We start from the raw sequence: 24,130 nt of genomic DNA on the forward strand, positions 1-24,130 counted from the left end.
TCAAATACGCGCCATGGTTGAGCATCGGCCCCTCTTCCACCCCTCTCGAGCCAGCCCACAAACGAGCCGGACAGCCATCGCGCTATGCAAAAGAAACCTCCCGCAGTCAACCGGGAGAGGATCCGCCCGGGCCCTGAACCCGGATCAGGATCATGGCCGCGGCTCCGCCCGCGAGTCCCTGAAAAGACAGGATGTCACGGGAGCCGCGGCGCCCCGCTCAGGAGATCCCCCGGCGCTCCTTCAGGTAGAGTTTCAGCGCCACCGCATTGTTGCGCTCCTCGTCCTTCGCCCCGAAGATCAGCGTCGTCGGCCTGTCTCCGATCCCGGCGACGAGTTCGTCCACCGCATCCGGGTTCTCGTCCAGCTCCTTGAAATAGCGGACCTTGAACTCCTCCCATTTCTCGGGGTCATGGCCGAACCATTTCCGGAGCTCGGAGCTTGGCGCGAGGTCTTTCCGCCAGGCGGCGAGCCGCACGCGATCCTTGGCGAGGCCGCGCGGCCAGAGACGATCCACCAGAACGCGCGCGCCATCTGAGACGCGCGCCGCGCGATATGCGCGCTTCACCCGGATATCCGCCATGAGTCCGACTCCCGCATGCACCTCGATCAGGCGCAGTCTGCACCCGAACCCGCCCGCGGGGAAACCGGATTCATCCCGCTGGCGCGCCCTCGCCCGCAAAGCGATGAAGCGCATGGCGAATCCGGCCGCGCGGCCGCGCGTTCCGGCGGCGGCGTTTATATTTGACTGAATCAGTCAGGTAAGGATAAAAAGCAAAACAGTCAGGATTAACCGGGCGCGGGATCAGCGGCGGCTTTCGGCGTCACGCCGCCCTGCCCCGCCCGGGCGAGCCGACGTTCAGATCCACGAGAGCGACAGGAGCCTCCATGCCCGACGACCCCCACACCGAGCCCCTCTCCGACGACAGGGTGACGGCGATCGAGCCGCTGGGCGCGCTGACCGCCGCCAGCGCCGGCGGCGCCGCGACGGACGGTCTGAGCGTCGAATGGCTGCTGGACCGGCTGTTCACCCGGGAGGACCGCTCATGATCGACGCCGCGCTCACGAAGACGGGCCGCAGCGACGACGCCCCCGGCGCCCCGACCGAGCCCGCCTATGACGCCCGCGCGCTGACGGGCGAGGCCGGCACCGCGGCGCTGGTGCTCGACGGGAAGGTCTACACCCTCCGCATCACCCGGCAGGGCAAGCTTCTGCTGACCAAATAGGCGCGCGGCGCCGCCCGGGGCGAACACTGAACGAACGGGGAAAGTGTCTACCGAGTGTCTACCGGCCCATATTGCGCTCCGCGCCGGATCGGGTTATCTCCCGCCGCGCAAAGGCGATTTGGCGACGTGGCGGAGTGGTTACGCAGCGGATTGCAAATCCGTGTACGCCGGTTCGATTCCGGCCGTCGCCTCCATCCATACCGGATTGAGGCGGGCGCGCGTTCCGCGCGTGAGCCGCCCGTCGGCGCCGCCGCTTGGCGGGCGGCCCCCCGCTCCATCGACATCGACGCCGCGCGCCTTCAAGGCGCCTATCAACAGATCGTGAGCGATCACGAACCGGTCATAATACTTAAAACCATGTCGTGCGGACCAATTCGCGCCGATGTCCAAGGCGCTTGATTTTGGCCGTTCGTAAGTATCTCATCGACGCGACGGGGCGATTCGGCCAACGAAGGCCCATTGAACCACGAGCGTGAGGACCTATGCGGATTTATTTTGCCTTCAGGCGCCCGAGCGGGCCTCTCCTTTGAACTCTTCCACCGAAGACATACTGGAGCGTCTTGTCGGTTTTCCGACCGTGTCGCGCGACACCAACCTGCCGTTGATCGAGTTTGTCGAGGCGCGTCTCAAGGACGCCGGCGTCGCGCCGATCCGGATCAGGAGCGAGACTCAGCCGAAGAGCAATCTTTTCGCGACCATCGGGCCGCAGGCGCCGGGCGGCGTCGTGCTCTCCGGCCACACCGACGTGGTTCCGACCGACGGGCAGGCCTGGTCCTCCGATCCATTCGCGCTCCGCGCCGAGGGCGGGCGCCTCTACGGGCGCGGCGCGACGGACATGAAGAGCTTCATCGCCATCGCCCTCGCGCTGGTCCCGGAGATGGTCGAAGCGGAGCTCAAGCGCCCGATCCATCTGGCGTTCTCCTTCGATGAGGAGGTCGGCTGCCTCGGCGCCCCGCTCATGATCCGCCACATCGCCGCCTCCGCGCCGAAGCCCGCCGCCGTCATCGTCGGCGAGCCGACCGGCATGGAGGTCGTCACCTCGCACAAGGGCGTCGTCGCGCTGACGACGCGCGTGCGCGGCAAGGCGGTGCATTCGAGCGTGGTCAACCACGGCGTCTCGGCCGTCGCCTATGCGGCGCGCCTCGCCGTCTGGCTCGACGAGCGCATGCGCGGGCTGGCGGAGACCGGGCCGACCGACGCCCGTTTCGACCCGCCCTACACCTCGCTTCATTCCGGGATCATCGTCGGCGGCGAGGCGCTCAACATCACCGCCGGCGAGGCGACGCTGACCTCCGATATCCGCGCGCTTCCGGGCGACGACCCGGAGGCCCATGTCGCCGCCTTCCGGCGCGAGGCCGAGCGCCTCGCCGCGGAGATGCGGATGGTCGACCCCGCGTGCGGCGTCGAGATCGAGATCAAGGCCAATGTGCCGCCATGCGCCCGCGAGGAGAACGGCGCCGCCGAGGCGCTGGCCCGGCGGCTTTCGGCGGGCGGCGGCGGCGGCGCGGCGCGCGACGTGGTGGCCTTCGGCACCGAGGCCGGCCAGTTTCAGGACGCGGGCTTCTCCACCGTCGTCTGCGGACCGGGCGACATGGAGCAGGGCCACATCGCCGACGAATTCATCGAAATCGACCAGTTGCGCGCGGGCGAGGCGTTTCAGCGCCGCCTGATCGCCGAACTCAGGTCGTAAGGGAGGACCGGAATGCCGATCATCAACCGCTTCGCCGAGTTTTCCGACGAGGTCGCCGCATGGCGGCGCGACATCCATGAAAACCCCGAGATTCTCTACGAGGTGCACCGCACCGCCGCGGTCGTGGCGGAGAAGCTGAAGGAATTCGGCGTCGACGAGGTGGTGACCGGCATCGGGCGCACCGGCGTCGTCGGCGTCATCAAGGGCCGTGAGACCGGCTCGGGCCGCGTCATCGGCCTTCGGGCCGACATGGACGCGCTGCCGATCCACGAGGCCACCGGCGCGCCCCACGCCTCCAAGACCCCCGACGCCATGCACGCCTGCGGGCATGACGGCCACACCGCGATGCTTCTCGGCGCGGCCAAATACCTCGCGGAGACGCGCAATTTCGACGGCGCGGTCGCGCTGATCTTTCAGCCGGCCGAAGAAGGCGGCGCGGGCGCGAAGGAGATGGTCGACGACGGGATGATGGAGCGCTTCGGCGTTCAGGAGGTCTACGGGATGCACAACATGCCGGGCATGGCGCTCGGCACGTTCGAGATCAGGTCCGGCCCGGTCATGGCGGCGACCGACGAATTCTCGATCACCGTCACCGGCTATGGCGGCCACGCCGCGAAACCGCACCACGCGGTCGACGCCACGCTGGTCGCCGCGCAGATCCTGCTGACCCTGCAGACCATCGTCGCCCGCAATGTCGATCCGATCGAATCGGCGATCCTCTCCGTCACCACGCTCAACGCCGGCAAGGCGTTCAACGTCATCCCCGAGACCGCGACGCTCGGCGGCACGGTCCGCACGCTCAAGCCCGAGATCCGCGACCTGATGGAGAAACGCATCGGCGAGGTCGCGGAGATGACCGCGAAAGCCTTCGGAGCCACCGCCGAGACCGACTATCGGCGCCATTGCCCGGTCGTCGTCAACCACGACGAGCAGACCGCGTTCGCGGCCTCCGTCGCCGCCGGGATCGTCGGCGAGGATCAGGTCGTCCGGGATACGCCGCAGATCATGGGCGGCGAGGATTTCGCCTTCATGCTGGAGGCCAGACCGGGCGCCTTCATCTTCGCCGGCCAGGGAGACACCGCGCCGCTGCATCATCCGAAATACGACTTCAATGACGAGCTGATCCCGCTCGGCTGCTCCTACTGGGCGAAGCTGGTCGAGACGGCCATGCCCCTCGCCCGGTGATTTCGCTGAACTGTCCACACGCCACTCTGAAACAACGGAGACCGACGATGAAAAAGATCCTGTTAGCAAGCGCCGCCGCTCTTGCGCTCGGCGCGCCCACCTCGGCCATGGCCGAACAGTTCCACTTCGCCTTTCAGGGCGATGTGCAGTCGCTTGACCCGATGGGGCTCAACGAGACCTTCACGCTGGGCTTTCTCGGCAACATCTACGAGGCGCTGTCCAGCTATGACGGCGATCTGCAGCTGAGGCCGGCGCTCGCCGAATCCTGGGAGCAGACCGACGACACCACCTGGCGCTTCAATCTGCGCAAGGGCGTGAAATTCCAGGGCGGACAGGATTTCGACGCCGAGGATGTCATCTTCTCGTGGAAGCGGTCCCTCACGCCCGGCTCCGACATGAAGGGCTACGGCTCCAAGATCGCGCAGATCAACGTGATCGACCCGTACACGATCGACCTGATCACGCCGACGCCGAACCCGATCCTGCCGCGCGAGCTGGTCTTTCTCTACATCATGGACAAGGGCTGGTCCGAAGAGAACGGCTCGACCGAGGCGACGAGCCCGAAGGCCGGCGACTCGACCGCGACCTTCGCCGCCCAGCACGCCAACGGCACCGGCCCGTTCGAGCTGATCGAGCGCCAGGCCGACGTGAAGTCGACGCTGAAGCGCTTCGACGGCTACTGGGACAAGGACATGCCGACCAACGTCACCGACGTGACCTTCACGCCGATCGGCCAGGACGCGACCCGCACCGCCGCGCTGATCTCCGGCGATCTCGACCTCGCCTACCCGATCCCGGTTCAGGACTGGTCGCGCCTCGACAACGCGGCCGGGGTGAAAGTCGTCTCCGGCCCGGAGGTGCGCACGATCTTCCTCGGCATGGATCAGTTCCGCGATGAGCTGCTCTATTCCGACGTCAAGGGCGTGAACCCGCTCAAGGACAGGAAGGTTCGTCAGGCGATGGCGCACGCGATCGACCTCGACGCCATCAACGCGAAGATCATGCGCGGCGCCGCGACCCCGACCGGGCTGCTGATCGGGCCGCAGGTCAACGGCTTCAACGAGGCGCTCAACACTCCGTACGAATACAATCCGGAGATGTCGAAAACGCTTCTGGCCGAGGCCGGCTATCCGGACGGGTTCGAGCTCGGCATGGATTGCCCGAACAACCGCTACGTCAATGACGCGATCATCTGTCAGGCGGTCGTCGGCTTCCTCGCCCGGGTCGGCATCAAGGTCGATCTCAACGCCCAGCCGAAGTCGAAATACTTCGCGAAGGTCTCGCCGCAGAGCGGCAACGACACGTCCTTCTACATGCTCGGCTGGACTCCCGGAACGATCGACGCCCATAACGCCATGTTCAACCTGGTGCAGTCCTTCGACGCGGACGCCAACACCGGGCAGTTCAATTACGGGCATTACTCCAATCCGAAGTTCGACGAGTTGACGAACAAGATCGAATCTGAGACCGATCAGGCCAAGCGTCAGCAGATGATCGACGAGGCGATGAAGATCCTCAGGGACGATTACGGCTACCTGCCCCTGCATCAGCAGCCGCTGTCCTGGGGAGTCAGGGACGGCGTCGAGGTCGTGCAGCGCGCGGACAACCTGCTTGATCTGCGGTTGGTCGTCGTCGGCGGAAAGTAACGTCCGCAACGAAGAGTCGGCGGGCGGGCGAGCGAGCGACGAAAGCTCCCGCCCGCCCTGCCGGGACGCCATGAGGGCCGTTGGTCGCCGAGCGGCCCGCGTAGCGAGAAAGACATAGATGGCCTGGTTCATTCTCAAGCGAATGGCGCAATCGGTGCTGGTGATGCTCGTCGTCGCGCTGATCGCCTTCGCCCTGTTTCGCTTCGTCGGCGATCCGATCAACAACATGGTCGGTCAGGACACGTCCCTGGCCGAACGGGAGCTGCTCCGTGAGAGCCTCGGGCTGAACGACCCGTTCTTCGTCCAGTTCGCGCGCTTCATCGGCGATGCGCTGGAGGGGAATTTCGGCCAGTCCTACCGTCTGCGCCAGCCGGTCTCGGCGCTGATCGCCGAGCGCTTCCCCGCGACATTCGAGCTCTCGATGGTCTCGGCGCTGATGGCGCTCCTGATCGGCATTCCGATGGGCGTCTACACCGCGCTCAACCGCAAGAGCTGGACCTCGCGCGGGTTCATGACCCTCTCGCTGATCGGCATCTCGCTGCCGACCTTCCTGATCGGCATCCTTCTCATTCTGCTTTTCGGCGTCATCCTGCGCTGGCTGCCGACCTTCGGGCGCGGCGACGTCGTCCAGATCGGCTGGTGGTCCACCAGTTTCCTGACCAGAAGCGGCCTTGAATCGCTGATCATGCCGGCGATCACGCTGGCCATCTTCCAGATGACGCTGATCGTGCGGCTGGTGCGGGCCGAGATGCTCGAGGTCCTGCGCACGGATTACGTCAGGTTCGCCAAGGCGCGCGGGCTGAAGCCCCGGGTGATCAACTTCACCATCGCGCTCAAGAACACGCTTGTGCCGGTGATGACCATCATCGGCCTGCAGGTCGGCTCGATCATCGCCTTCGCGATCATCACGGAGACCGTCTTCCAGTGGCCGGGGATGGGGCTTCTCTTCATTCAGGCCATTCTGGAGGTCGATATCCCGATCATGGCGGCCTATCTGCTCTTGATCGCCTTTATCTTTGTTGTCATCAACCTGACGGTCGACATCCTTTATGTCGTCGTGGATCCGCGATTGAGGACGCAAGGCCGATGAGCGACGTCAAGGCGGCGACCGAAGCGGAGACGGCCGGATGGCGGCGGCGCTTCGCGGACAGCGATCTCTGGTATTCCTTCACCCACTCCCCGCTCGCGATGATCTCGGCGGCGTTCACGATCGTCTTCGTGTTCTCGTCCCTCTTCGCCAACATCGTGGCGCCCCATAATCCGTTCGACCTGGCCCAGGTCGATCTGTTCAACTCCCTGCTGCCGCCCGCATGGCGGACCGGGGGGGACCCGTCCTTCCTGCTCGGCACCGACAATCAGGGCCGCGACGTCTTCTCCACGATCCTCTACGGCTCGCGCATCTCGATCACCGTCGGATTCCTGTCCGTGATCTTCGCGTCGATCATCGGCATCACCATCGGCCTGATCGCGGGCTACGCCGGCGGCCTGACGGATTCGATCCTGATGCGGATCGCGGACGTGCAGCTCTCGTTCCCCGCGATCCTGATCGCGCTGCTGATCGACGGCGTCTTTCGGGGCATCCTGCCGCGCGGGGTGCATGACGAGGTCGCGGTCTATGTGCTGGTGGTGGCGATCAGCCTGTCCTTCTGGGTGCAATACGCCCGCACGGTCCGCTCCTCCGTCATGATCGAGAAGACCAAGGAATACGTGCAGGCCGGCCAGGTCATCGGCCTCGCGCCCCGAACCATCCTCTTCCGGCATATCCTGCCCAACGTCATGGGGCCGGTGCTGGTGATCGCGACCATTCAGCTCGCGCTCGCGATCATCACCGAGGCGACGCTGTCCTTCCTCGGCGTCGGGGTGCCGCCGACCCAGCCGTCGCTCGGCACGCTGATCCGGATCGGCAACGACTATCTGTTTTCCGGCGAGTGGTGGATCACCATTTTCCCGGGGATCGCGCTCGTGCTCCTCGTCCTCGCCATCAATCTTCTTGGCGATTGGCTGCGCGACGCGCTCAATCCGAAATTGCGGTGAGGGGCGACGAGGAATGAGTGTCCTTCTCGAGATCAACGGCCTTGGGGTCGTCTTCGAATCCCGCCACGGCGACATCGTCGCCGCGAAAAACGTGTCCCTTTCCGTCAAGTCGGGTGAAATTCTTGGCGTGGTCGGCGAATCCGGCGCCGGCAAGTCGACCATCGGCAACGCCGCGATGGGGCTGCTCGAAAGCCCCGGCCGGCTCGCCGGCGGCGAGATCACCCTCGAAGGCGAGCGGATCGACGGGCTCGACCCGGAATCGATGCGCAAGCTGCGCGGCAAGAAGATCGCGATGATCTTCCAGGATCCGCTCACGTCGCTCGACCCTCTGCGCTCGATCGCCGAGCAGCTGATCACGACGATGACCACCCACCTGCCGATCTCCGCGGCCGAGGCGCGCAAACGCGCCCTCACCCTGATGGATCAGGTCGGCATTCCGGACCCTGAGACCCGCATCGACAATTACCCCCATCAGTTCTCCGGCGGCATGCGCCAGCGGGTGGTGATCGCGCTCGCGCTCTGCGCCGAGCCGGACGTGATCATCGCCGACGAGCCGACAACCGCGCTCGACGTGTCGATCCAGGCCCAGATTCTCGCGCTCCTGCGCTCTCTGGTGAAGGATTCCGGCGCCTGCATGATCATCATCACCCATGACATGGGCGTGATCGCGGAGATCTCCGACCGGGTCATGGTCATGTATCGCGGCGAGGTGGTCGAGACCGGGCCGATGCGCAAGATCCTCGGCGACCCGGATCATGAATACACCAAGAGCCTGATCTCCGCCGTCCCGCGCTCGGACGTCAAGCTCGACCGCTTCCCGATGGTCGAGCATATCGAAAGCGCGGGCGAGCGGAAACGCCTCGACCTGAAGACCCACTGGCTCGGCCGGCACCGCAACGACGAGGCGATCGACGGCCCGCTTCTCTCCGTTCGCGACCTCGAGATGGTGTTCCGCACCGGCTCGATGTTCGGCGGCGGCCGGAACGAGGTCCGCGCGGTCGATGGCGTCTCGTTCGACGTCGAACAGGGGGAGACCTTCGGGCTCGTCGGGGAATCCGGCTCGGGCAAGTCCACGATCGCGCGGCTCATCACCGGCATCTACACGCCGACCGGCGGCGAGATCCTCTTCGCCGGCGCCGATCTGGCGAAGATTTCGGGCCGCCGCGAGCTGAACCGCCACCGGCGGCAGATGCAGATGATCTTCCAGGACCCCTATTCGTCGGTGAACCCGCGCATGAAGGTGCGCGACATCGTCGCCGAGCCGATCCGCTTTCACAAACTCTCGGACTCGCGCGCCGAGACCCGCCGCATCGTCGACGATCTTCTCGATCATGTCGGCCTCGGCGCGAAGGCCGCCTCGAAATATCCGCACGAGTTTTCCGGCGGACAGCGCCAGCGCATCTCGATCGCGCGGGCGCTGGCGACGCGGCCGCGCTTTCTGATCTGCGACGAGCCGACATCGGCGCTCGACGTGTCGATCCAGGCGCAGGTGCTGAACCTGCTGAAGGATCTTCAATCCGAGCTTGGCCTGACGATGCTGTTCATCAGCCACGATCTGCCGGTGATCCGGCAGATGTGCGACCGCATCGCGGTGATGCGCCGGGGCAAGATCGAGGAGATCGCCTCGACCGAGGATCTCTTTGAGCGCCCGCAGGTCGACTACACGAGGCATCTGCTGAAATTGATGCCGAAGGTCTTCGCCTAGGCCGCGCGGTCTCTCCGGCGGCGCGGATGTCTGCTGGCTAAAACGCCGGCCTCGTCATACACTGCGCGCTCAACGCCTTTGGATGTGTCCTCGCCGGAGAGGCCGATGGTCCAGCGCATATCCGCGATTCTCTCGCTCGATGTCGTCGGCTACGGCGCGCGCATGACCTCGGATCCCGCCGGAACGCTGGACGATCTTCAACGCGTCCTCCGCGCGGTCGTCAGACCCGCGGTGCGCGGCGGCGACGGCCGCATCGTCAAGCTGCTGGGCGACGGCGCCCTCGTCGAATTCCCCTCGGCGGGCGACGCGATCCGCGCGGCGGCCCAAATTCTGGCCGCGACGCGGCAGGGCGCGACGCGGCTCCGGGCCGGGGTGCATGTCGGCGACGTCGCCGTGGAGGGCGACGACATTTTCGGCGACGCGGTCATCATCGCCGCGCGCCTTCAGGCCGCCGCGCCGCCCGGCGGCGGGCTGGTCAGCCGGTTCGCGGCCGAGATGGCCGGCGGCGCGCTCGAGGTCGCGCTCCGCCCCGAGGGCGCGCTCAACCTCAAGGGCGCCGCGCGCCCGATCGAGGCGCTCTCGATCGATCTCGGCTCCAAGAGCCGCGCCGCCTCCATGGCCGGATTCGAGGCCTCGCAGAAGATCCGCTTCGCGACCTCGCGGGACGGCGTCCGCCTCGCCTGGACCGGGATCGGCGCCGGCCCGGTCCTGATCAAGGCGCCGAACTGGATCTCCCACCTCACGCGCGACTGGGACAGCTTCTTCGGCGGCTGGCTCGCCTCCCTCGCCCACGGGCGCCGGCTGATCCGCTTCGATCAACGCGGCAACGGCCTTTCGGATCGCGGCGTCGCCGAATTGTCGCTCGACCGGTTCGTCGACGATCTCGAAGCGGTGTTCGACGCCGCCGGCGTCGCGCGGGCCCCGGTGATCGGCCTCTCGCAGGGCGCGACCATCGCCGCCGCCTTCGCCGCCCGCTATCCGGAGCGCGTCTCGGGCCTGATCTGCGTCGGCGGCTTCGCGCAGGGCGTTTACGTGCGGGCCGATGCGCGCCACGCCGCCCTCGTCGCCGCGCAGGACGCCATGAGCCGCGCCGGCTGGGATGACGCCTACCCCTCGATCCGCGACCATTTCGCGCGTCTGATCTCGCCCGACGCGACGATGGAGGATCAGCGCGTCTTCGCCGAAAGGATGCGCGACGCGATCACGGCGGAGGAATTCGGCCGCTTCCGCGAGGCGGTCGGGCGTCTCGACGTCGCCGATCGTCTGGCCTCGGTCGCCTGCCCCGCGCTGGTGCTTCACGCCACCGGAGACCGGACCCACCCGATCGAACAGGGGCGGCGGCTGGCCTCGGGCATGCCGGACGCGCGCTTCGTCGCGCTGAACTCGCGGAACCACCTCATGCCGGATTACGACAGCGCCTGGCCGATCGCGCTCCGCGAGATCGACAGCTTCCTCAGCGCCCTCGCCTGAATCGGCTCGAAACGCGCGTTATCGCACGCGCCATTTTTCGATTATCTATATAATACAACAGGTTGACCCCGTTATCGCGTGCGATAACGCGCTCCGGACGCCGGCGCGCCTCCCCGCCGGACGGGCCCGCCCGGAAGGTGGACGCGCCGAGCCCAAGAGAGTATGAATGGGGCCAGACGAGACAAGCCCGGTTCGAGCAGGAAAAATCCATTGAGCGACGACGACATCGAGGACGGCCGTGAAGATGGCGGCCCGTCCCGCCCCGTTTATTCTGGCCCGACCATCTCGATCGAAGACGAGATGCGCCGGAGCTATCTCGACTACGCGATGTCGGTCATCGTCAGCCGCGCGATCCCCGATGTCCGCGACGGGCTGAAGCCGGTGCATCGGCGCATTCTCTACGCGATGCACGAGACCAACAACACGCACGACAAGCCGTACCGAAAATCCGCCCGCCCGGTCGGAGACGTGATGGGGAAATACCACCCGCACGGCGACAGCGCGATCTATGACGCGCTGGTGCGGATGGCGCAGGATTTCTCCATGAGCCTGCCGCTTCTGGATGGGCAGGGAAACTTCGGCTCGATGGACGGCGATTCCGCGGCGGCCATGCGCTACACCGAAGTCCGGATGGACAAGCCCGCGGCCGCCCTTCTCGCCGATATCGAGAAGGAGACCATCGACTTTCAGGACAATTACGACGGCAAGGACCGCGAGCCCACGGTCCTGCCGGCGCGCTTTCCGAATATTCTCGTCAACGGCGCCGGCGGCATCGCGGTCGGCATGGCGACGAACATTCCCCCGCACAATCTCGGCGAGGTGATCGCGGCGACGCTGGCGCTGATCGAGGATCCCGATCTCCAGATCGACGATCTCATGGAGCACATCCCGGCCCCGGACTTTCCGACCGGGGGGTTGATCCTCGGCCGCTCCGGCGCGCGCAAGGCCTATCACGAAGGGCGCGGCTCCGTGATCATGCGGGCGCGGACCCATATCGAGGAGATCCGCAAGGATCGCTACGCCATCGTCGTCGACGAGATCCCCTATCAGGTGAACAAGTCCACGATGATCGAGAAGATCGCGGAGCTGGTCCGCGAGAAGAAGATCGACGGGCTGCATCACGTCCAGGACGAGAGCGACCGCCACGGCGTGCGCGTGGTGATCGAGCTGAAACGGGACGCGACCCCGGACGTGGTGCTGAACCAGCTGTTCCGCTTCACCCCGCTTCAGACCCATTTCGGCTGCAACATGCTGGCGCTGCGCAACGGCAAGCCCGAGCAGCTCGATCTCAAGATGTTCCTCTCCGCCTTCATCGCCTTTCGCGAAGAGGTGGTCACCCGGCGCACGGCCTATGATCTGCGCCGCGCGCGCGAGCGGGCGCATCTTCTCTGCGGGCTCGCCGTCGCGGTCGAGAATGTCGATGAGGTGGTCAGGACGATCCGCGCCTCCGCCGACCCCGCCGCCGCGCGCGCGCGGCTGATGGAGCGGCGCTGGCCCGCCGAGGACATCGCCGGCTATCTCCGCCTGATCGACGATCCGAACCATCCGGTCAACGAGGACGGAACCTACAACCTCTCCGACGCGCAGGCGCGGGCGATCCTCGAACTCCGGCTGCAGCGGCTCACCGCCCTCGGCGTCAGCGAGGTGACGGACGAGCTTGAGACGCTGGCCACGAAGATCACCGACTATCTCGACATCCTGCGCTCGCGCGAGCGCATCATGACGATCATCTCGGAGGAGCTGACCGAGGTCCGCGACAATTTCGCGGTTCCGCGCCGCTCCGAGATCGTCGAGTTCGACGGCGATGTCGACGACGAGGCGCTGATCGAGCGTGAGGACATGGTCGTCACCATCACGCATGGCGGCTACGTCAAGCGCACGCCGCTGACCGATTTCCGCGCGCAGGCGCGCGGCGGCAAGGGGCTCTCCGGCATGGCGATGAAGGACGACGATTTCGTCACCACCCTGTTCGTCGCCAACACCCACACGCCGATCCTGTTCTTCACCACCGACGGGATCTGCTACAAGCTGAAGACCTATCAACTGCCGCAAGGCGGGCGCGCGACGCGCGGCAAGGCGATCGTCAACATCCTGCCGGTCGATCCCGGCGTCTCCATCGCGGCGATGATGCCGGTCGACAAGCCGGAAAAGGACTGGGCCGATCTCCAGATCACCTTCGCCACCTCGGACGGCCACGTCCGGCGCAACCGGCTCTCCGACTTCACCAATGTGATGCGGAACGGCAAGATCGCGATGAAGCTGCCGGACGGCGTCCGCCTGGTGAACGCGCGGATCTCGTCCGAGGACGACGACGTGATGCTGGTCACCGCCGCCGGCAAGGCGATCCGGTTCAGAACCACGGATGTGCGGGTCTTCACCGGCCGGGATTCGACCGGGGTGCGCGGCATCCGGCTTCTCGGGGACGACCGGGTCGTCTCGATGGCGATCATCCGCCATTTCGAGGCGACGCCGGAAGAGCGCGCGGCCTATCTCAAGATGCGTCGCGCCGTCGCCGGGCACGCCGACGGGGCGGATGAGGGCGCGGAGCCCGAAGACGACGAGATCGTCGCCGATGTCGCGCTCGGCGGCGCGCGGTATGCGGAGATGTCCGCGGCCGAGAACCTGATTCTGACGCTGACCGAGAACGGCGCCGGGAAGCTCTCCTCCAGCCATGACTACCCGCTCCGCGGGCGCGGCGGGCAAGGCGTTTACGCCATGGACCGGGCGCAGCGCGGCGGGCCGCTGGTCGCGGCGTTCCGGGTCGAGATCGACGATCAGATCATGCTGGTGACCGACTCCGGACAATCGATCCGCTGCCCGGTCTCCGGGATCTCCTTCCGGTCGCGGAACGCCGGCGGCGTGCGCGTCTTCAACATCGCTCCGGATGAGAAGGTCGTCTCCGTCGCCCGGATCGCCGATCCGGGAGAGGACGACGCGATCGAGATCCAGGCCGAAGACGACGCCGAAGACGGAGCTGCGGAAGAATAACGTCAGGCGGGTCTGGCGAGCGCCGGGCTTCGCCCCGGGTTCGGGGGGATCGGGTCTGTGATGAATCTGGAATTCCGGTTCCGCGGCGCCCCGCGCGCCCCTGCGCGGAGCGCGGGCTCGATGCGAGTCGACGAGGCCGCCCTACATGGGGGGCCTCGCGCTTTCCCTCCCGTTACGATATGTCATGGGGCGTAGTTCGCAACGAGGGAGCGAAAATGGATCCACTCCACATCATCGGCGGCGGACTAGCGGGGTCCGAAGCGGCGTGGGCGGCGGCGAACGCCGGCGTGCCCGTCATCCTGCACGAAATGCGCCCGATTCGCGGGACCGAGGCGCACCAGACCGACGGGTTGGCCGAACTGGTCTGCTCGAACTCGTTCCGCTCGGATGACGCAGAATCCAACGCCGTCGGCCTCCTGCATTGGGAGATGCGGGCGGCGGACTCCGTCGTCATGGCGGCGGCGGCGCTTGCGAAACTGCCGGCGGGCGGCGCGCTGGCGGTGGACCGGGAGCGGTTCTCCGCCGAGGTCACCGCGCGGATCGAGGCGCATCCGCTGATCACCGTCGAGCGGGGCGAGATCGACGGGCTCCCGCCCGCGGATTGGAGCTCGGTGATCATCGCCACCGGCCCGCTCACGTCGCCTCCATTGGCGGAAGCGATCCGGAACCTGACCGGAGAGGGAAGCCTCGCCTTTTTCGACGCCATCGCGCCCATCGTCTACGTCGACAGCGTCGATATGGAGAAGGCGTGGTTCCAGTCCCGCTACGACAAGGGCGAGACCGAGGCCGAGCGCACCGCCTATCTCAACTGCCCGATGGACCGCGACCAGTACGAGGCGTTCATCGACGCGCTCATCGCCGCGCCCAAGACCGAATTCCACGACTGGGAGACGGATACGCCCTATTTCGAGGGATGCCTGCCGATCGAGGTGATGGCGGCGCGCGGGCGGGAGACCCTCCGTTACGGGCCGATGAAGCCCATCGGCCTGACGAATCCGCACGATCCGGAGAACAAGCCTTATGCGGTGGTTCAATTAAGGCGGGATAACGCGCTGGGAACTTTGTATAATATCGTCGGGTTCCAGACCAAGATGAAATACGCGGCGCAGGCTGGCGCGCTCTCGCTCATTCCGGGGCTGGAAAACGCCCGCTTCGCCCGTCTCGGCGGGATCCATCGCAACACCTTTCTCAATTCGCCGCGCGTCCTCGATGGCGGGATGCGCCTGCGGGCGGATCCGCGGCTTCGGTTCGCCGGGCAGGTGACCGGCGTCGAGGGCTATGTGGAAAGCGCCGCCATGGGGCTGCTCGCCGGGCGGTTCGCCGCGGCGGAGCGGCTCGGGCGCGCGCTGCCGCCGCCGCCGCCGGACACCGCCCATGGCGCGCTTCTCTCGCACATCACCGGCGGCGCGGAGGCGGAGACGTTTCAGCCGATGAACGTGAATTTCGGCCTCTTTCCACCGCTCGGCCCGGCGCCCGGCGGCAGGCGGGGGAAGGCTGAGAGAAAGTTCTTGTATACATCACGGGCGCGCGCCAAGTTCGCGGACTGGAACCACGCATGGAAGGCGCTTGACGATCACCACGCAAGCGCCCCTCGTGCGGCGGCGGCTTCGAGGGAGTGATGGTCAGAAGGTTTCTCGACGAGGTGAGGCGTTCGTCATGCGTCAAGACGCCCGCGTTCTTCGACGCCTGGGCGAAAACATATGACGAGGAGGTGGCCGAGAGCGGCTACGCCGCGCCGCGCCGGTGCGCGCGCGCGCTCGCGGCCGCCATGACCGAACGCGACCGCCCCGTGCTCGACCTCGGATGCGGCACCGGGCTTTCCGGCGTCGCGCTCCGCGCCGAAGGTTTCTCCATCATCGACGGTTGGGATCCCTCATCGGAGATGCTCGCGCGCGCAGAGGCGCGCAACGTCTACCGCGTGCTGCGCCAGATCGAAGCGGATCGCCCGCTGACGGCGGCGCCCGGATCCTACATCGCCGTCGTCGCGGTCGGCGTCTTCAGCCCCGGCATGGCGCCTCCGGAAGCCATGGACCAGGTGTTCCAGATCCTGGCGTCCGGCGGGTATTTCTGCTTTTCGCTCAACGATCACGCCATCTCCCACAGCGCCTATGAGGGACGCGTGAAGGAGATCACGGACGCCGGCGGCGCGCAGGTCATATCGCATGATTACGGCGACCACCTGCGAAACGAAAACTTCAACTCGACCGTCTATGTCCTTAAAAAGACCTGACTTCAGTCAAGTCAGCATTTCGCGCTGCGCCTCAAGTTCAAGCCACTCCTCCTCGGCGGCGTGGAGCGCGGCGCGCCGTTCGGCCAGCGCAGCGGTCGCCTTTGCGAATTTCTTCGGATCCCGCGTGTAGAGCGCGGCGTCCGAGAGAAACGCCTCCAGCTTCTCGATCTCGGCCGAGAGCCTGTCGATCTCCGCCGGCAGCGTGGCGAGCCTGTGGGCGGCCTTGAAGGTCAGTTTCGAGTCTCCCGCCGCCTCCTTGGGCGCTGCGGGTTTCGGCTTCGGCTTCGGACCCGCCGCGTCCGGCCGGGCCGGGCGCTGCGCGGCGTAGTCGGACCAGCCGCCGGCGTACTCCACCGCGGCGCCGTCGCCCTCGAGCGCGATCACGGAGGTCGCGACCCGGTCCAGAAAGTCCCGGTCGTGGCTGACGATCAGCGCGGTGCCGTCATAATCCGCGAGCAACTCCTGCAGAAGGTCCAGCGTCTCGATATCGAGATCGTTGGTCGGCTCGTCCAGCACCAGAAGGTTGGATTCGCGCGCCATGATCTTCGCCAGCAGGAGCCGCGCCCGCTCCCCGCCGGAGAGCGCGGAGACCGGGCCCCGCGCCTGCGACTCATCGAAGAGGAAGCTTTTCAGGTAGCCGACGACATGCTGCGGGCGCCCCCGCACGATGATCTGGTCCGACCGCTCCTTCGGGCCACGCGCCGTGTTGTCGGTCAGCGTCTCCCACAATGATTTTTCCGGGTCGAGCGCGGCGCGGTTCTGGTCGAAGCTCGCGATCTCGAGATTGGAGCCGAGCCGCACCGCGCCCTCGTCAGGCGGGAGCGCGCCGGTCAGAATGTTCAGAAGCGTCGTCTTGCCGGCGCCGTTCGGCCCGACCAGCGCCACCCGGTCGCCGCGCGCGATCCGGGTCGAGAACGGGCGGAGGATCTCGCGATCCCCGAAGCGTTTCGTGATCCCGCGCGCCTCGATCACCAGCTTTCCCGACGCCGCCCCGGAGGCGAACGCCATCGCGGCGCGCCCGGTCTCGGCGATCTGGCCCGCCCGCGCCTCCCGCAGGTCCGCGAGCCGGCGCACCCGGCCCATGTTCCGGGTCCGGCGGGCGGAGATGCCCTCCACCGCCCAACGGGCCTCCGCCTTGATCAGGCGGTTGAGCTTGTGGCGTTCCGCCCTCTCCTCCTCCAGCATCTTGTCGCGCCAATCCTCGAAGCCGTCGAAGCCCCGGCTCACCTGGCGGCATACGCCGCGGTCGAGCCAGATGGTCGCGCGGCTGAGGCGGGAGAGAAAGCGGCGGTCATGGCTGATCAGGACGAGGGCCGCCGCGGTTTGGGCCAGCTCCGCCTCCAGCCATTCGATCGCGGCGATATCCAGATGGTTCGTCGGCTCGTCGAGCAGCATCAGGTCCGGCTCCCCGACGAGGCACCGGGCGAGCGCGGCGCGCCGGCGCTCACCGCCCGAAGCGGCGTCAGGCGCCGCCGCCTCGACGACCTGGAGCGCCTCCATCATGATCTCGGCCTTGTAGCGTTCATGCTCGAGGAGATCCGCGGCCACGTAATCGCCGAGGGTCGCGAAGCCGGTGAAGTCCGGCTCCTGCGGCAGGTAGGAGATCCGCGCGCCGGGCTGGACGAAGCGCGCGCCGGAATCCGGCTCGATCACCCCGGCGACGACCTTCAGAAGCGTCGACTTCCCGGCGCCGTTCCGCCCGACGAGGCAATGCCGGTCGCCGGCGGAGACCGAGAGCGAGAGATCCTTGAAAAGCGGCGCGCCGCCCAGATCGAGCGAGATGCGGTCGAGAGTGAGGATCGGGAGCTTTGCCATCCGGGCCGCGTAGCCGTCGGCGCGGGTTTGGTCAACATTCGCCGCGCGGAAGCCCTTGCGCGCGCCCTCCCGCCGACCGATAGATATGTCGTGCGCCGCGCCCCTTCCAACCCCGCCCTCGACGGCGCTCTCGCCTCGCCGATCATGACGGCGCAGGGCTGGATTCGCGGGCGCGTCTTTTCCGCCGATCTGCCGCTGATCAATCTCTCGCAGGCCGCGCCGGTCGGCCCGCCGCCGCTGGCGTTGCGGCGGGCGATGGCGGAGGCCGCGCTTTCCGAGGGGGAGGCCCATCTCTACGGGCCGGTTCCGGGAGACGACGCTCTCCGGCGCGAGATCGCCGCCCGCTGGTCCGCGCGCTACGCCGCGCCGATCGAGCCGGGAGAGGTCGCCGTCACGGCGGGCTGCAACGAGGCGTTCGCCGCAGCGCTGCTGTCGCTGGCGGGCGCCGGCGACGAGGTGATCCTGCCGACGCCATGGTATTTCAATCACAAGATGTGGCTGGACATGATCGGCGCGCGGGCGGTTCCGCTCGCCGTCGGCGACGCCTGCCTGCCGGATCCGGCGGCGGCGCGCGCGCTCATCACGCCGCGCACCCGCGCCATCGCTCTCGTCTCGCCGAACAATCCCACCGGCGCGGAGTATCCGGCGCCGCTTCTCGGCGCGTTCCACGATCTTGCGGCGGAGCACGGGCTCGCGCTGGTTCTCGACGAGACCTACCGCGATTATCTCGGCCATGACGGGCCGCCGCACGATCTTTTCACCCGCCCCGGCCGGGACGAGACGCTGATCCATCTCTACAGTTTCTCGAAAGCCTATCATCTGACCGGGCACCGCGTCGGCGCGCTTGTCTCCGGGCCGGCGCGGATCGCGCTGATCGAGAAATTTCTCGACACGGTGACGATCTGCCCGAACCGGATCGGTCAGATCGCGGCGCTGGAGGGATTGCGGACGCAGGATGCGTTCGTCGCGGCGGAACGCGCCGAGTTCACCGCCCGCCGCCTCGCGCTTCAGAACGAATTCGAGGCGGGCGTGGGCGGCTGGCGGCTCCGCGGGATCGGCGCCTATTTCGCCTATGTCGCGCACCCGTTCGACGCGCCGTCGGAGGAGGTGGCGAAGGCGCTGATAGCGGAGCAGGCGCTTCTCGCGTTGCCGGGGACGATGTTCGCGCCGCCGGGAGACGCCGACGGCGCCAGGACGCTCCGCCTCGCCTTCGCCAACGTGGATCGCGCCGGAATCCGCGAAACCGCGCGCCGGCTCAGGGCGTTCCGGCTCTGAGCCCGTCGCTTGAACCCCACCCCGCCGCCATCTATGGTCCGCGCGGTTTCGCCATCAACAGGATGCTCCAATGCTGAATCTCCTCCGCCGCGGCGTGAAAACCTGGGTCGCGAAGGCCCTCTTCGGCCTGCTGGTCGTGAGCTTCGCGATCTGGGGCATCGGCGACGTGTTCAGCTTCGGGATCGGCTCATCCGTCGCCACGGTCGGCGACCAGAAGATCTCGGCCGAGCGCTACGCGAACACGCTGGACCGGGAGATTCGGACCGTCTCGCAACGCTTCGGCCAGCAGCTCGACGCGGACGCGGTCCGCGCGCTCGGCCTGCCGCAGCAGGTTCTGGCGCGAATGGCGCAGGAGGCGACGCTGGATCAGGTGCTGGCGGATCTTCAGGTCTCCGCCCCCGACAGCGCCGTCCGCGACGCGATCGTCGCCGACCCCGGCTTTCGCGGCCAGAGCGGCGCCTTCGACCACGACACCTATCGTTATGTGCTCGCCCAGAACGGTTACTCCGTCGACGGCTACGAGGAGACCGTGCGCCGCGCCATCGTCCGGCGGGAGCTGATCCGCGCGTTGTCCGCGGGGGCCGCCGCGCCCAAAGGCGCGATCGACGCGATCTACACGTTCCAGACCGAGACCCGGCGGCTCGACCACATCACGCTCGACGAAAGTTTCGCCGGCGATATCGGCGCGCCCGACGACGCCGCGCTGGAGGCCTATCACGCCGCGCATCCCGAGGAGTTCAGCGAGCCGGAGCGGCGAAGCGCCGTCTATCTCGACCTTTCGCTCGACGTCCTGTCGGCCGGGTACGAGCCGGATGAGGATGAGCTCCGCGAGCTTTACGAGCATCAGGCCGCCGACTTCGCGCGCCCAGAGCGCCGGCGGCTTTTCCAGATCGTGTTCGACACCGAAGCCGAAGCGAACGCCGCCGCGAGCCGCGTCGCCGCCGGCGAGATCGATTTCGACGGGATCCTCGCCGAGCAGGGTGAAAGCCGGGCCGACACGGCCCTCGGCGACGTCACCGAGGCAGAGGTCGCATCCGCCGCCGGCGCGGCGGCGTTCGCGCCTGACGCGCCGGGCGTCGTCGGCCCGGTCGACACCGGTTTCGGCTTCGCGCTGATCGACGTCGCGGAGATTTTTCCGGCCGAGACGACGTCGTTCGAGGCGGCGAAGGACCAGCTCGCCGCGAGGCTCCGGCGCGACTACGCCCTCGACCATGCGCCTGAGCTCGCCGGCGAGGTGGAGGACCGGCGCGCCGCCGGCGCCACTCTCGAAGAGATCGCGGCCGAGTTGAGCCTCCCCCTCGTCAAGGCGGACGGAGTCGCGGCGGACGGCGACGGGGCGAGCGGCCTCTCCGCCAGCCCCGAATTCCTCGCGGAGCTGTTCACCGCCGAAGAGGGCGAAGAGCGCGATCTGGTCGAGACCGCGGCCGGCGGATATTTCGTGCTGCGGGTCGACGCCATCACGCCCGCCGCGCTTCAGCCGCTCTCCGACGTCCGCGACGCGGTTGCGGCGAGTTGGCGGGCCGAGGCGGTCCGAAACGCGCTTTCCGCCCTTGGCGAGACCATCGTCGAGCGCGCGAACGGGGGCGAGCCGCTCTCCGCCATCGCCGCCGAAATGCAGGCCGAGCTGAAGAGCGAAGGGCCGAAATCCCGCGGTCAGGGCTGGAACGCGATTCCCGCGCCGCTCGTCACCCGCCTGTTCGAACTGCCGCCCGGCGGGGCGGATTTCGAGCAGGTCGGCTCCAGCGTCGTCATCGCGTCCGTCGCCGACATCGCGCCGGGCGCGGAGACGAGCCAGAACATCGCGCTTCGCGAGGCCCTGACCCGACAGATGAACGAGATGGCGGCGAATGACGTGGTCGGCCTCTTCATCGCGGCCGCGCAGCAGGAGGTCGGACTCTCGGTCGACCAGCAGGCGGTCGAAGCGATGCAATCGCAGGTCACCGGCTTTGGCAGCGGTCATTGACGATGGAGATCAGCCCAAGTTTCGAGAGTTTCGCCGCGCGCCATGAGAGCGGCGTGAATCAGGTCCTCTGGACGCAGCTTCCGGCGGATCTCGACACGCCGGTCTCGCTGATGCTGAAGTTGACCGCGGCGGCGGAGAACTCCTTCCTTCTCGAGAGCGTGACCGGCGGCGAGGTCAAGGGCCGGTATTCCGCGCTTGGCATGAAGCCGGACGTGATCTGGCGCTGCGTGGGCGACAAGGCGGAAATCAACCGCGCCGCCCGCTACGACCCCGACGCGTTCACGCCCGAGCCCCTCGCGCCGCTCGACAGTCTCCGCGCGTTTCAGGCCGAGAGCCGGATCGATCTTCCGTCCGAACTGCCGCCGATCGCCGCCGGGCTCTTCGGATTTTTCGGGTATGACATGGCGCGCCTCGCGGAACGGTTGCCGGCCCCGAACCCCGACCCGCTCGGCCTGCCGGACAGCCTGATGCTGCGCCCGACCGTGGTGGCGGTGATGGACGCGGTGAAGGATGTCGTCACCCTGATCGCCCCGGTCTGGGCGAGAGACGGCCTCGCCGCGCGCGCCGCCTATGCGCAGGCGGCCGAGCGGCTCTCCGACGCCGTCGCCGCGCTGGACCGGCCGGCGCCGCTGGAGCGCGATTTCGGCGCCGCCACCGCGATCGGCGAGCCGATCTCCAACACCGGGGTCGACGACTATCTGGCGATGGTCGCGAAGGGCAAAGCCTATATCGAGGCCGGAGACATCTTTCAGGTCGTCCTCTCGCAGCGCTGGCGGATGGATTTCCCCCTGCCGCCGTTCTCCTTCTATCGGGCGCTGAGGCGGACCAATCCCTCGCCCTATATGTTCTTTTTCAATTTCGGCGGCTTTCAGCTGGCCGGGGCCTCGCCCGAGGTGCTGGTCAAGGTGCGGGGCGGCGTCGTCACCATCCGCCCGATCGCCGGCACCCGCAGGCGCGGCGCGACCGAGGCCGAAGATCGCGCGCTCGAAGCGGAGCTCATGTCGGATCCGAAGGAGTTGGCGGAGCATCTGATGCTGCTCGATCTCGGGCGGAACGACGTCGGCCGGGTCTCGAAGATCGGCACTGTCGCGCCGACAGCGGAATTCACCGTCGAGCGCTATTCGCATGTGATGCACATCGTCTCCAATGTCGAAGGTGAGCTCGCGCCGGGGCAAGACGCGCTCTCCGCGCTGCTCGCCGGACTGCCGGCGGGCACGGTCTCGGGCGCGCCGAAGATCCGCGCCATGGAGATCATCGACGAGCTGGAGCGGGAGAAGCGCGGCCCCTACGCCGGGGGCGTCGGCCACATCTCCTGCGCCGACGAGATGGACATGTGCATCGCGCTCCGCACCGCCGTCATCAAGGATGGCGCGCTCTATGTGCAGGCTGGCGGCGGCGTGGTCTGGGATTCGGACCCCGAACTCGAACGGCAGGAGACGATGCACAAGGCCCGCGCCGTCATGCGCGCGGCGGAGGAGGCCGCCCGCTTCGCGCAACGCGGAAACAGATAGGCGCGGCGCCCCTTCCCCGCCGCCGCCCTTGCTGGCGCCCTCGACAAAGGCCATGATTTCGCATGATCAACTCTGCGATCAAGCGCATGCGACGGGGATTGAAATGACAGTCGGCACACGGATAGACGATTGGGACGACGCCTACGCGAACAGCGCCCATATCAGCGGTTCGGCGGCCTATCCGCCACGCTGGGCGGAGGCGGCGGCGGCGTTCCGCGAATCGATGGGCGCGCGGGCGGAGATCGACCTGCCCTACGCCGCCGGCGCGCGCCAGACATTCGATCTCTTCCGGCCGCAAGGCGAGGCGCGAGGGCTCGTCGTCTTCATCCATGGCGGATACTGGAAAGCGTTCGACAAGTCGGCCTGGTCCTGGCTCGCGGCCGGCCCGCTGGCGCATGGCTGGGCGGTGGCGATGCCCTCCTATACGTTGGCGCCGGCCGTGCGCATCGCGGAGATCACCGCCGAGGTCGGGGCGGCCGTGGTCGCGGCCGCCGGGCGCGTCGCCGGGCCGCTCCGGCTGAGCGGCCACTCCGCCGGCGGGCATCTGGCGGCGCGCATGATCACCGACAACGGGCCGTTGCCGATGCCGATCGCCCGGCGCGTGGAGCGGGTGGTCTCCATTTCCGGGGTTCACGATCTCAGGCCGCTGCTCCGGACCGCGATGAACGCGGATCTTCGGCTCGACGCGGCCGAGGCGGCGGCGGAAAGCCCCGCGCTGCTCGCCCCCCTGCCCGGCGCGCGGCTCCTCGCCTGGGTCGGCGCGGCGGAGCTCCCTGAATTCAGGCGCCAATCCGCGCTTCTGGCGAATGTCTGGCTTGGGCTCGGCGCCGAAACGGCGGCGCATGAAGCGCCCGGGCGCCACCATTACGACGTGATCGACGATCTGGCGGCGCCTGACAGCGAGCTTGTCGCCGGGCTGCTTGGATAGGCGTCAGACCACGGTCAGCACCGCGCAGGGCGCCGCCTTGGAGACTTCCTGGGTCACCGAGCCGAACAGGAGGCCGGTGACGGCGCCCCGCCCCCGCCGCCCGAGAACGATCAGATCGGCTTTGACGTCCTTGGCGAGCGCGGCGATGTCTTCGGCCGGCGTGACGGAGCCGGTGCGGATCCCCGCGAGCGTGCAGCCTTCGGCCTTCACCAGCGCGTCGGCCTCATCGGTCATGGCTTTCGCCGCGGCCGCGATCTCTTCGGGCGGCAACGGCGCCCCGATCGCGCCGATGAACGGGTCCACCGCGATCGGCGCCGAAGCGCTTTCCGGCGTATGGCTCAGCCAGAGCGCCGCTTCATAATGTTTCGCCACATCGCACGCCGTCTTGATGGCGCGCTTGGCATGGTCCGATCCGTCGTAGGCGACCACGATGGTCTTGAACATGCGAGTTCCCTTTCGTGTTGTCG

At 67.6% G+C, this 24,130-nt stretch carries 19 protein-coding genes and 1 tRNA gene; 17 read left to right on the forward strand and 3 right to left on the reverse strand.

Translation table 11 applies throughout. From position 1 onward, the window contains the following. Nucleotides 1-217: 217 nt before the first annotated feature. Nucleotides 218-694 (reverse strand): DUF488 domain-containing protein, encoded by a 477-nt coding sequence (locus tag WG921_RS06895; protein ID WP_340108483.1) that lies wholly within the window; start codon nucleotides 692-694, stop codon nucleotides 218-220. Between the two features lie 191 nt (nucleotides 695-885). Here WG921_RS06895 and WG921_RS06900 point away from each other — a divergent pair, with 191 nt between their 5' ends. The 13 genes from WG921_RS06900 to WG921_RS06960 all read left to right on the forward strand — a co-directional run bounded on the left by WG921_RS06900 (nucleotide 886) and on the right by WG921_RS06960 (nucleotide 16,171). Further along, the gene (locus WG921_RS06900; protein ID WP_340108484.1) at nucleotides 886-1,047 is read left to right on the forward strand and encodes a hypothetical protein; all 162 of its coding nucleotides are present in this window, start codon (nucleotides 886-888) and stop codon (nucleotides 1,045-1,047) included. Then, nucleotides 1,044-1,223 carry a hemin uptake protein HemP gene (gene hemP / locus WG921_RS06905; protein WP_340108485.1) on the forward strand — a complete coding sequence of 60 codons (180 nt, stop codon included), beginning with the start codon at nucleotides 1,044-1,046 and terminating at the stop codon, nucleotides 1,221-1,223. Before WG921_RS06900 ends, hemP begins: the two co-directional genes overlap by 4 nt. A 120-nt stretch (nucleotides 1,224-1,343) precedes the next feature. Beyond that, a tRNA-Cys gene (locus WG921_RS06910) sits at nucleotides 1,344-1,417 on the forward strand. A 332-nt stretch (nucleotides 1,418-1,749) separates the two neighbouring features. Continuing rightward, nucleotides 1,750-2,913 carry an acetylornithine deacetylase gene (argE, locus tag WG921_RS06915; RefSeq protein WP_340108486.1) on the forward strand — a complete coding sequence of 388 codons (1,164 nt, stop codon included), beginning with the start codon at nucleotides 1,750-1,752 and terminating at the stop codon, nucleotides 2,911-2,913. A gap of 12 nt (nucleotides 2,914-2,925) precedes the next feature. Next, entirely contained in the window at nucleotides 2,926-4,098 is a 1,173-nt protein-coding gene (locus WG921_RS06920; RefSeq protein ID WP_340108487.1) for a M20 aminoacylase family protein, read from the forward strand. A gap of 47 nt (nucleotides 4,099-4,145) precedes the next feature. After that, the gene (locus WG921_RS06925) at nucleotides 4,146-5,744 is read left to right on the forward strand and encodes an ABC transporter substrate-binding protein (RefSeq protein ID WP_340108488.1); all 1,599 of its coding nucleotides are present in this window, start codon (nucleotides 4,146-4,148) and stop codon (nucleotides 5,742-5,744) included. 118 nt (nucleotides 5,745-5,862) lie between these two features. Continuing rightward, nucleotides 5,863-6,834 (forward strand): ABC transporter permease, encoded by a 972-nt coding sequence (locus WG921_RS06930; RefSeq protein WP_340108489.1) that lies wholly within the window; start codon nucleotides 5,863-5,865, stop codon nucleotides 6,832-6,834. Next, nucleotides 6,831-7,778, forward strand: coding sequence for an ABC transporter permease (locus WG921_RS06935; protein ID WP_340108490.1), 948 nt, complete (start codon nucleotides 6,831-6,833; stop codon nucleotides 7,776-7,778). Before WG921_RS06930 ends, WG921_RS06935 begins: the two co-directional genes overlap by 4 nt. 13 nt (nucleotides 7,779-7,791) lie before the next feature. Beyond that, nucleotides 7,792-9,483: an ABC transporter ATP-binding protein gene (locus WG921_RS06940; RefSeq protein ID WP_340108491.1), complete on the forward strand. Its 1,692-nt coding sequence runs from the start codon at nucleotides 7,792-7,794 to the stop codon at nucleotides 9,481-9,483. A gap of 105 nt (nucleotides 9,484-9,588) precedes the next feature. Beyond that, nucleotides 9,589-10,953, forward strand: coding sequence for an alpha/beta fold hydrolase (locus WG921_RS06945; RefSeq protein ID WP_340108492.1), 1,365 nt, complete (start codon nucleotides 9,589-9,591; stop codon nucleotides 10,951-10,953). 210 nt (nucleotides 10,954-11,163) lie between these two features. Then, nucleotides 11,164-13,941, forward strand: a complete 2,778-nt coding sequence (gene gyrA / locus WG921_RS06950) for a DNA gyrase subunit A (protein ID WP_340108493.1) — start codon at nucleotides 11,164-11,166, stop codon at nucleotides 13,939-13,941. 215 nt (nucleotides 13,942-14,156) lie between these two features. Continuing rightward, complete coding sequence (trmFO, locus tag WG921_RS06955; RefSeq protein ID WP_340108494.1) at nucleotides 14,157-15,560, forward strand: methylenetetrahydrofolate--tRNA-(uracil(54)-C(5))-methyltransferase (FADH(2)-oxidizing) TrmFO; 1,404 nt, start codon at nucleotides 14,157-14,159, stop codon at nucleotides 15,558-15,560. Further along, nucleotides 15,560-16,171, forward strand: a complete 612-nt coding sequence (locus WG921_RS06960; protein WP_340108495.1) for a class I SAM-dependent DNA methyltransferase — start codon at nucleotides 15,560-15,562, stop codon at nucleotides 16,169-16,171. Before trmFO ends, WG921_RS06960 begins: the two co-directional genes overlap by 1 nt. 6 nt (nucleotides 16,172-16,177) lie before the next feature. Here WG921_RS06960 and WG921_RS06965 read toward each other — a convergent pair whose 3' ends face one another. Beyond that, the gene (locus tag WG921_RS06965; RefSeq protein ID WP_340108496.1) at nucleotides 16,178-17,986 is read right to left on the reverse strand and encodes an ABC-F family ATP-binding cassette domain-containing protein; all 1,809 of its coding nucleotides are present in this window, start codon (nucleotides 17,984-17,986) and stop codon (nucleotides 16,178-16,180) included. A 90-nt stretch (nucleotides 17,987-18,076) separates the two neighbouring features. On the opposite strand from WG921_RS06965, the gene WG921_RS06970 reads away from it, so the two are divergent. From WG921_RS06970 to WG921_RS06985, 4 genes are all read left to right on the forward strand, one after another. After that, nucleotides 18,077-19,261 (forward strand): aminotransferase, encoded by a 1,185-nt coding sequence (locus WG921_RS06970; RefSeq protein ID WP_340108497.1) that lies wholly within the window; start codon nucleotides 18,077-18,079, stop codon nucleotides 19,259-19,261. 70 nt (nucleotides 19,262-19,331) lie between these two features. Beyond that, a complete protein-coding gene (locus tag WG921_RS06975) occupies nucleotides 19,332-21,224 on the forward strand; it encodes a peptidylprolyl isomerase (RefSeq protein ID WP_340108498.1) in 1,893 nt (630 codons plus the stop codon). Between the two features lie 2 nt (nucleotides 21,225-21,226). Next, on the forward strand, nucleotides 21,227-22,735 hold the full coding sequence (gene trpE, locus WG921_RS06980; protein WP_340108499.1) for an anthranilate synthase component I: 1,509 nt from the start codon (nucleotides 21,227-21,229) through the stop codon (nucleotides 22,733-22,735). Nucleotides 22,736-22,838: 103 nt separating this feature from the next. Further along, a complete protein-coding gene (locus WG921_RS06985) occupies nucleotides 22,839-23,663 on the forward strand; it encodes an alpha/beta hydrolase (RefSeq protein ID WP_340108500.1) in 825 nt (274 codons plus the stop codon). 3 nt (nucleotides 23,664-23,666) lie between these two features. On the opposite strand, the gene WG921_RS06990 is transcribed toward WG921_RS06985, so the two are convergent. Next, complete coding sequence (locus WG921_RS06990; RefSeq protein WP_340108501.1) at nucleotides 23,667-24,107, reverse strand: universal stress protein; 441 nt, start codon at nucleotides 24,105-24,107, stop codon at nucleotides 23,667-23,669. Between the last annotated feature and the right edge of the window lie 23 nt (nucleotides 24,108-24,130).

The sequence above is a fragment of the Paludibacillus litoralis genome (assembly GCF_037646705.1).
Taxonomy (GTDB): Bacteria; Pseudomonadota; Alphaproteobacteria; order Rhodobacterales; family Rhodobacteraceae; genus Pikeienuella; species Pikeienuella litoralis.

Coding starts and splice junctions, on each gene's coding strand:
- WG921_RS06895 (WP_340108483.1), bottom strand. CDS start 694: ATGCGCTTCATCGCTTTGCGGGCGAGGGCGCGCCAGCGGGATGAATCC.
- WG921_RS06900 (WP_340108484.1), top strand. CDS start 886: ATGCCCGACGACCCCCACACCGAGCCCCTCTCCGACGACAGGGTGACG.
- hemP (WP_340108485.1), top strand. CDS start 1,044: ATGATCGACGCCGCGCTCACGAAGACGGGCCGCAGCGACGACGCCCCC.
- WG921_RS06920 (WP_340108487.1), top strand. CDS start 2,926: ATGCCGATCATCAACCGCTTCGCCGAGTTTTCCGACGAGGTCGCCGCA.
- WG921_RS06925 (WP_340108488.1), top strand. CDS start 4,146: ATGAAAAAGATCCTGTTAGCAAGCGCCGCCGCTCTTGCGCTCGGCGCG.
- WG921_RS06930 (WP_340108489.1), top strand. CDS start 5,863: ATGGCCTGGTTCATTCTCAAGCGAATGGCGCAATCGGTGCTGGTGATG.
- WG921_RS06935 (WP_340108490.1), top strand. CDS start 6,831: ATGAGCGACGTCAAGGCGGCGACCGAAGCGGAGACGGCCGGATGGCGG.
- WG921_RS06940 (WP_340108491.1), top strand. CDS start 7,792: ATGAGTGTCCTTCTCGAGATCAACGGCCTTGGGGTCGTCTTCGAATCC.
- WG921_RS06945 (WP_340108492.1), top strand. CDS start 9,589: ATGGTCCAGCGCATATCCGCGATTCTCTCGCTCGATGTCGTCGGCTAC.
- trmFO (WP_340108494.1), top strand. CDS start 14,157: ATGGATCCACTCCACATCATCGGCGGCGGACTAGCGGGGTCCGAAGCG.
- WG921_RS06960 (WP_340108495.1), top strand. CDS start 15,560: ATGGTCAGAAGGTTTCTCGACGAGGTGAGGCGTTCGTCATGCGTCAAG.
- WG921_RS06965 (WP_340108496.1), bottom strand. CDS start 17,986: ATGGCAAAGCTCCCGATCCTCACTCTCGACCGCATCTCGCTCGATCTG.
- WG921_RS06975 (WP_340108498.1), top strand. CDS start 19,332: ATGCTGAATCTCCTCCGCCGCGGCGTGAAAACCTGGGTCGCGAAGGCC.
- trpE (WP_340108499.1), top strand. CDS start 21,227: ATGGAGATCAGCCCAAGTTTCGAGAGTTTCGCCGCGCGCCATGAGAGC.
- WG921_RS06985 (WP_340108500.1), top strand. CDS start 22,839: ATGACAGTCGGCACACGGATAGACGATTGGGACGACGCCTACGCGAAC.
- WG921_RS06990 (WP_340108501.1), bottom strand. CDS start 24,107: ATGTTCAAGACCATCGTGGTCGCCTACGACGGATCGGACCATGCCAAG.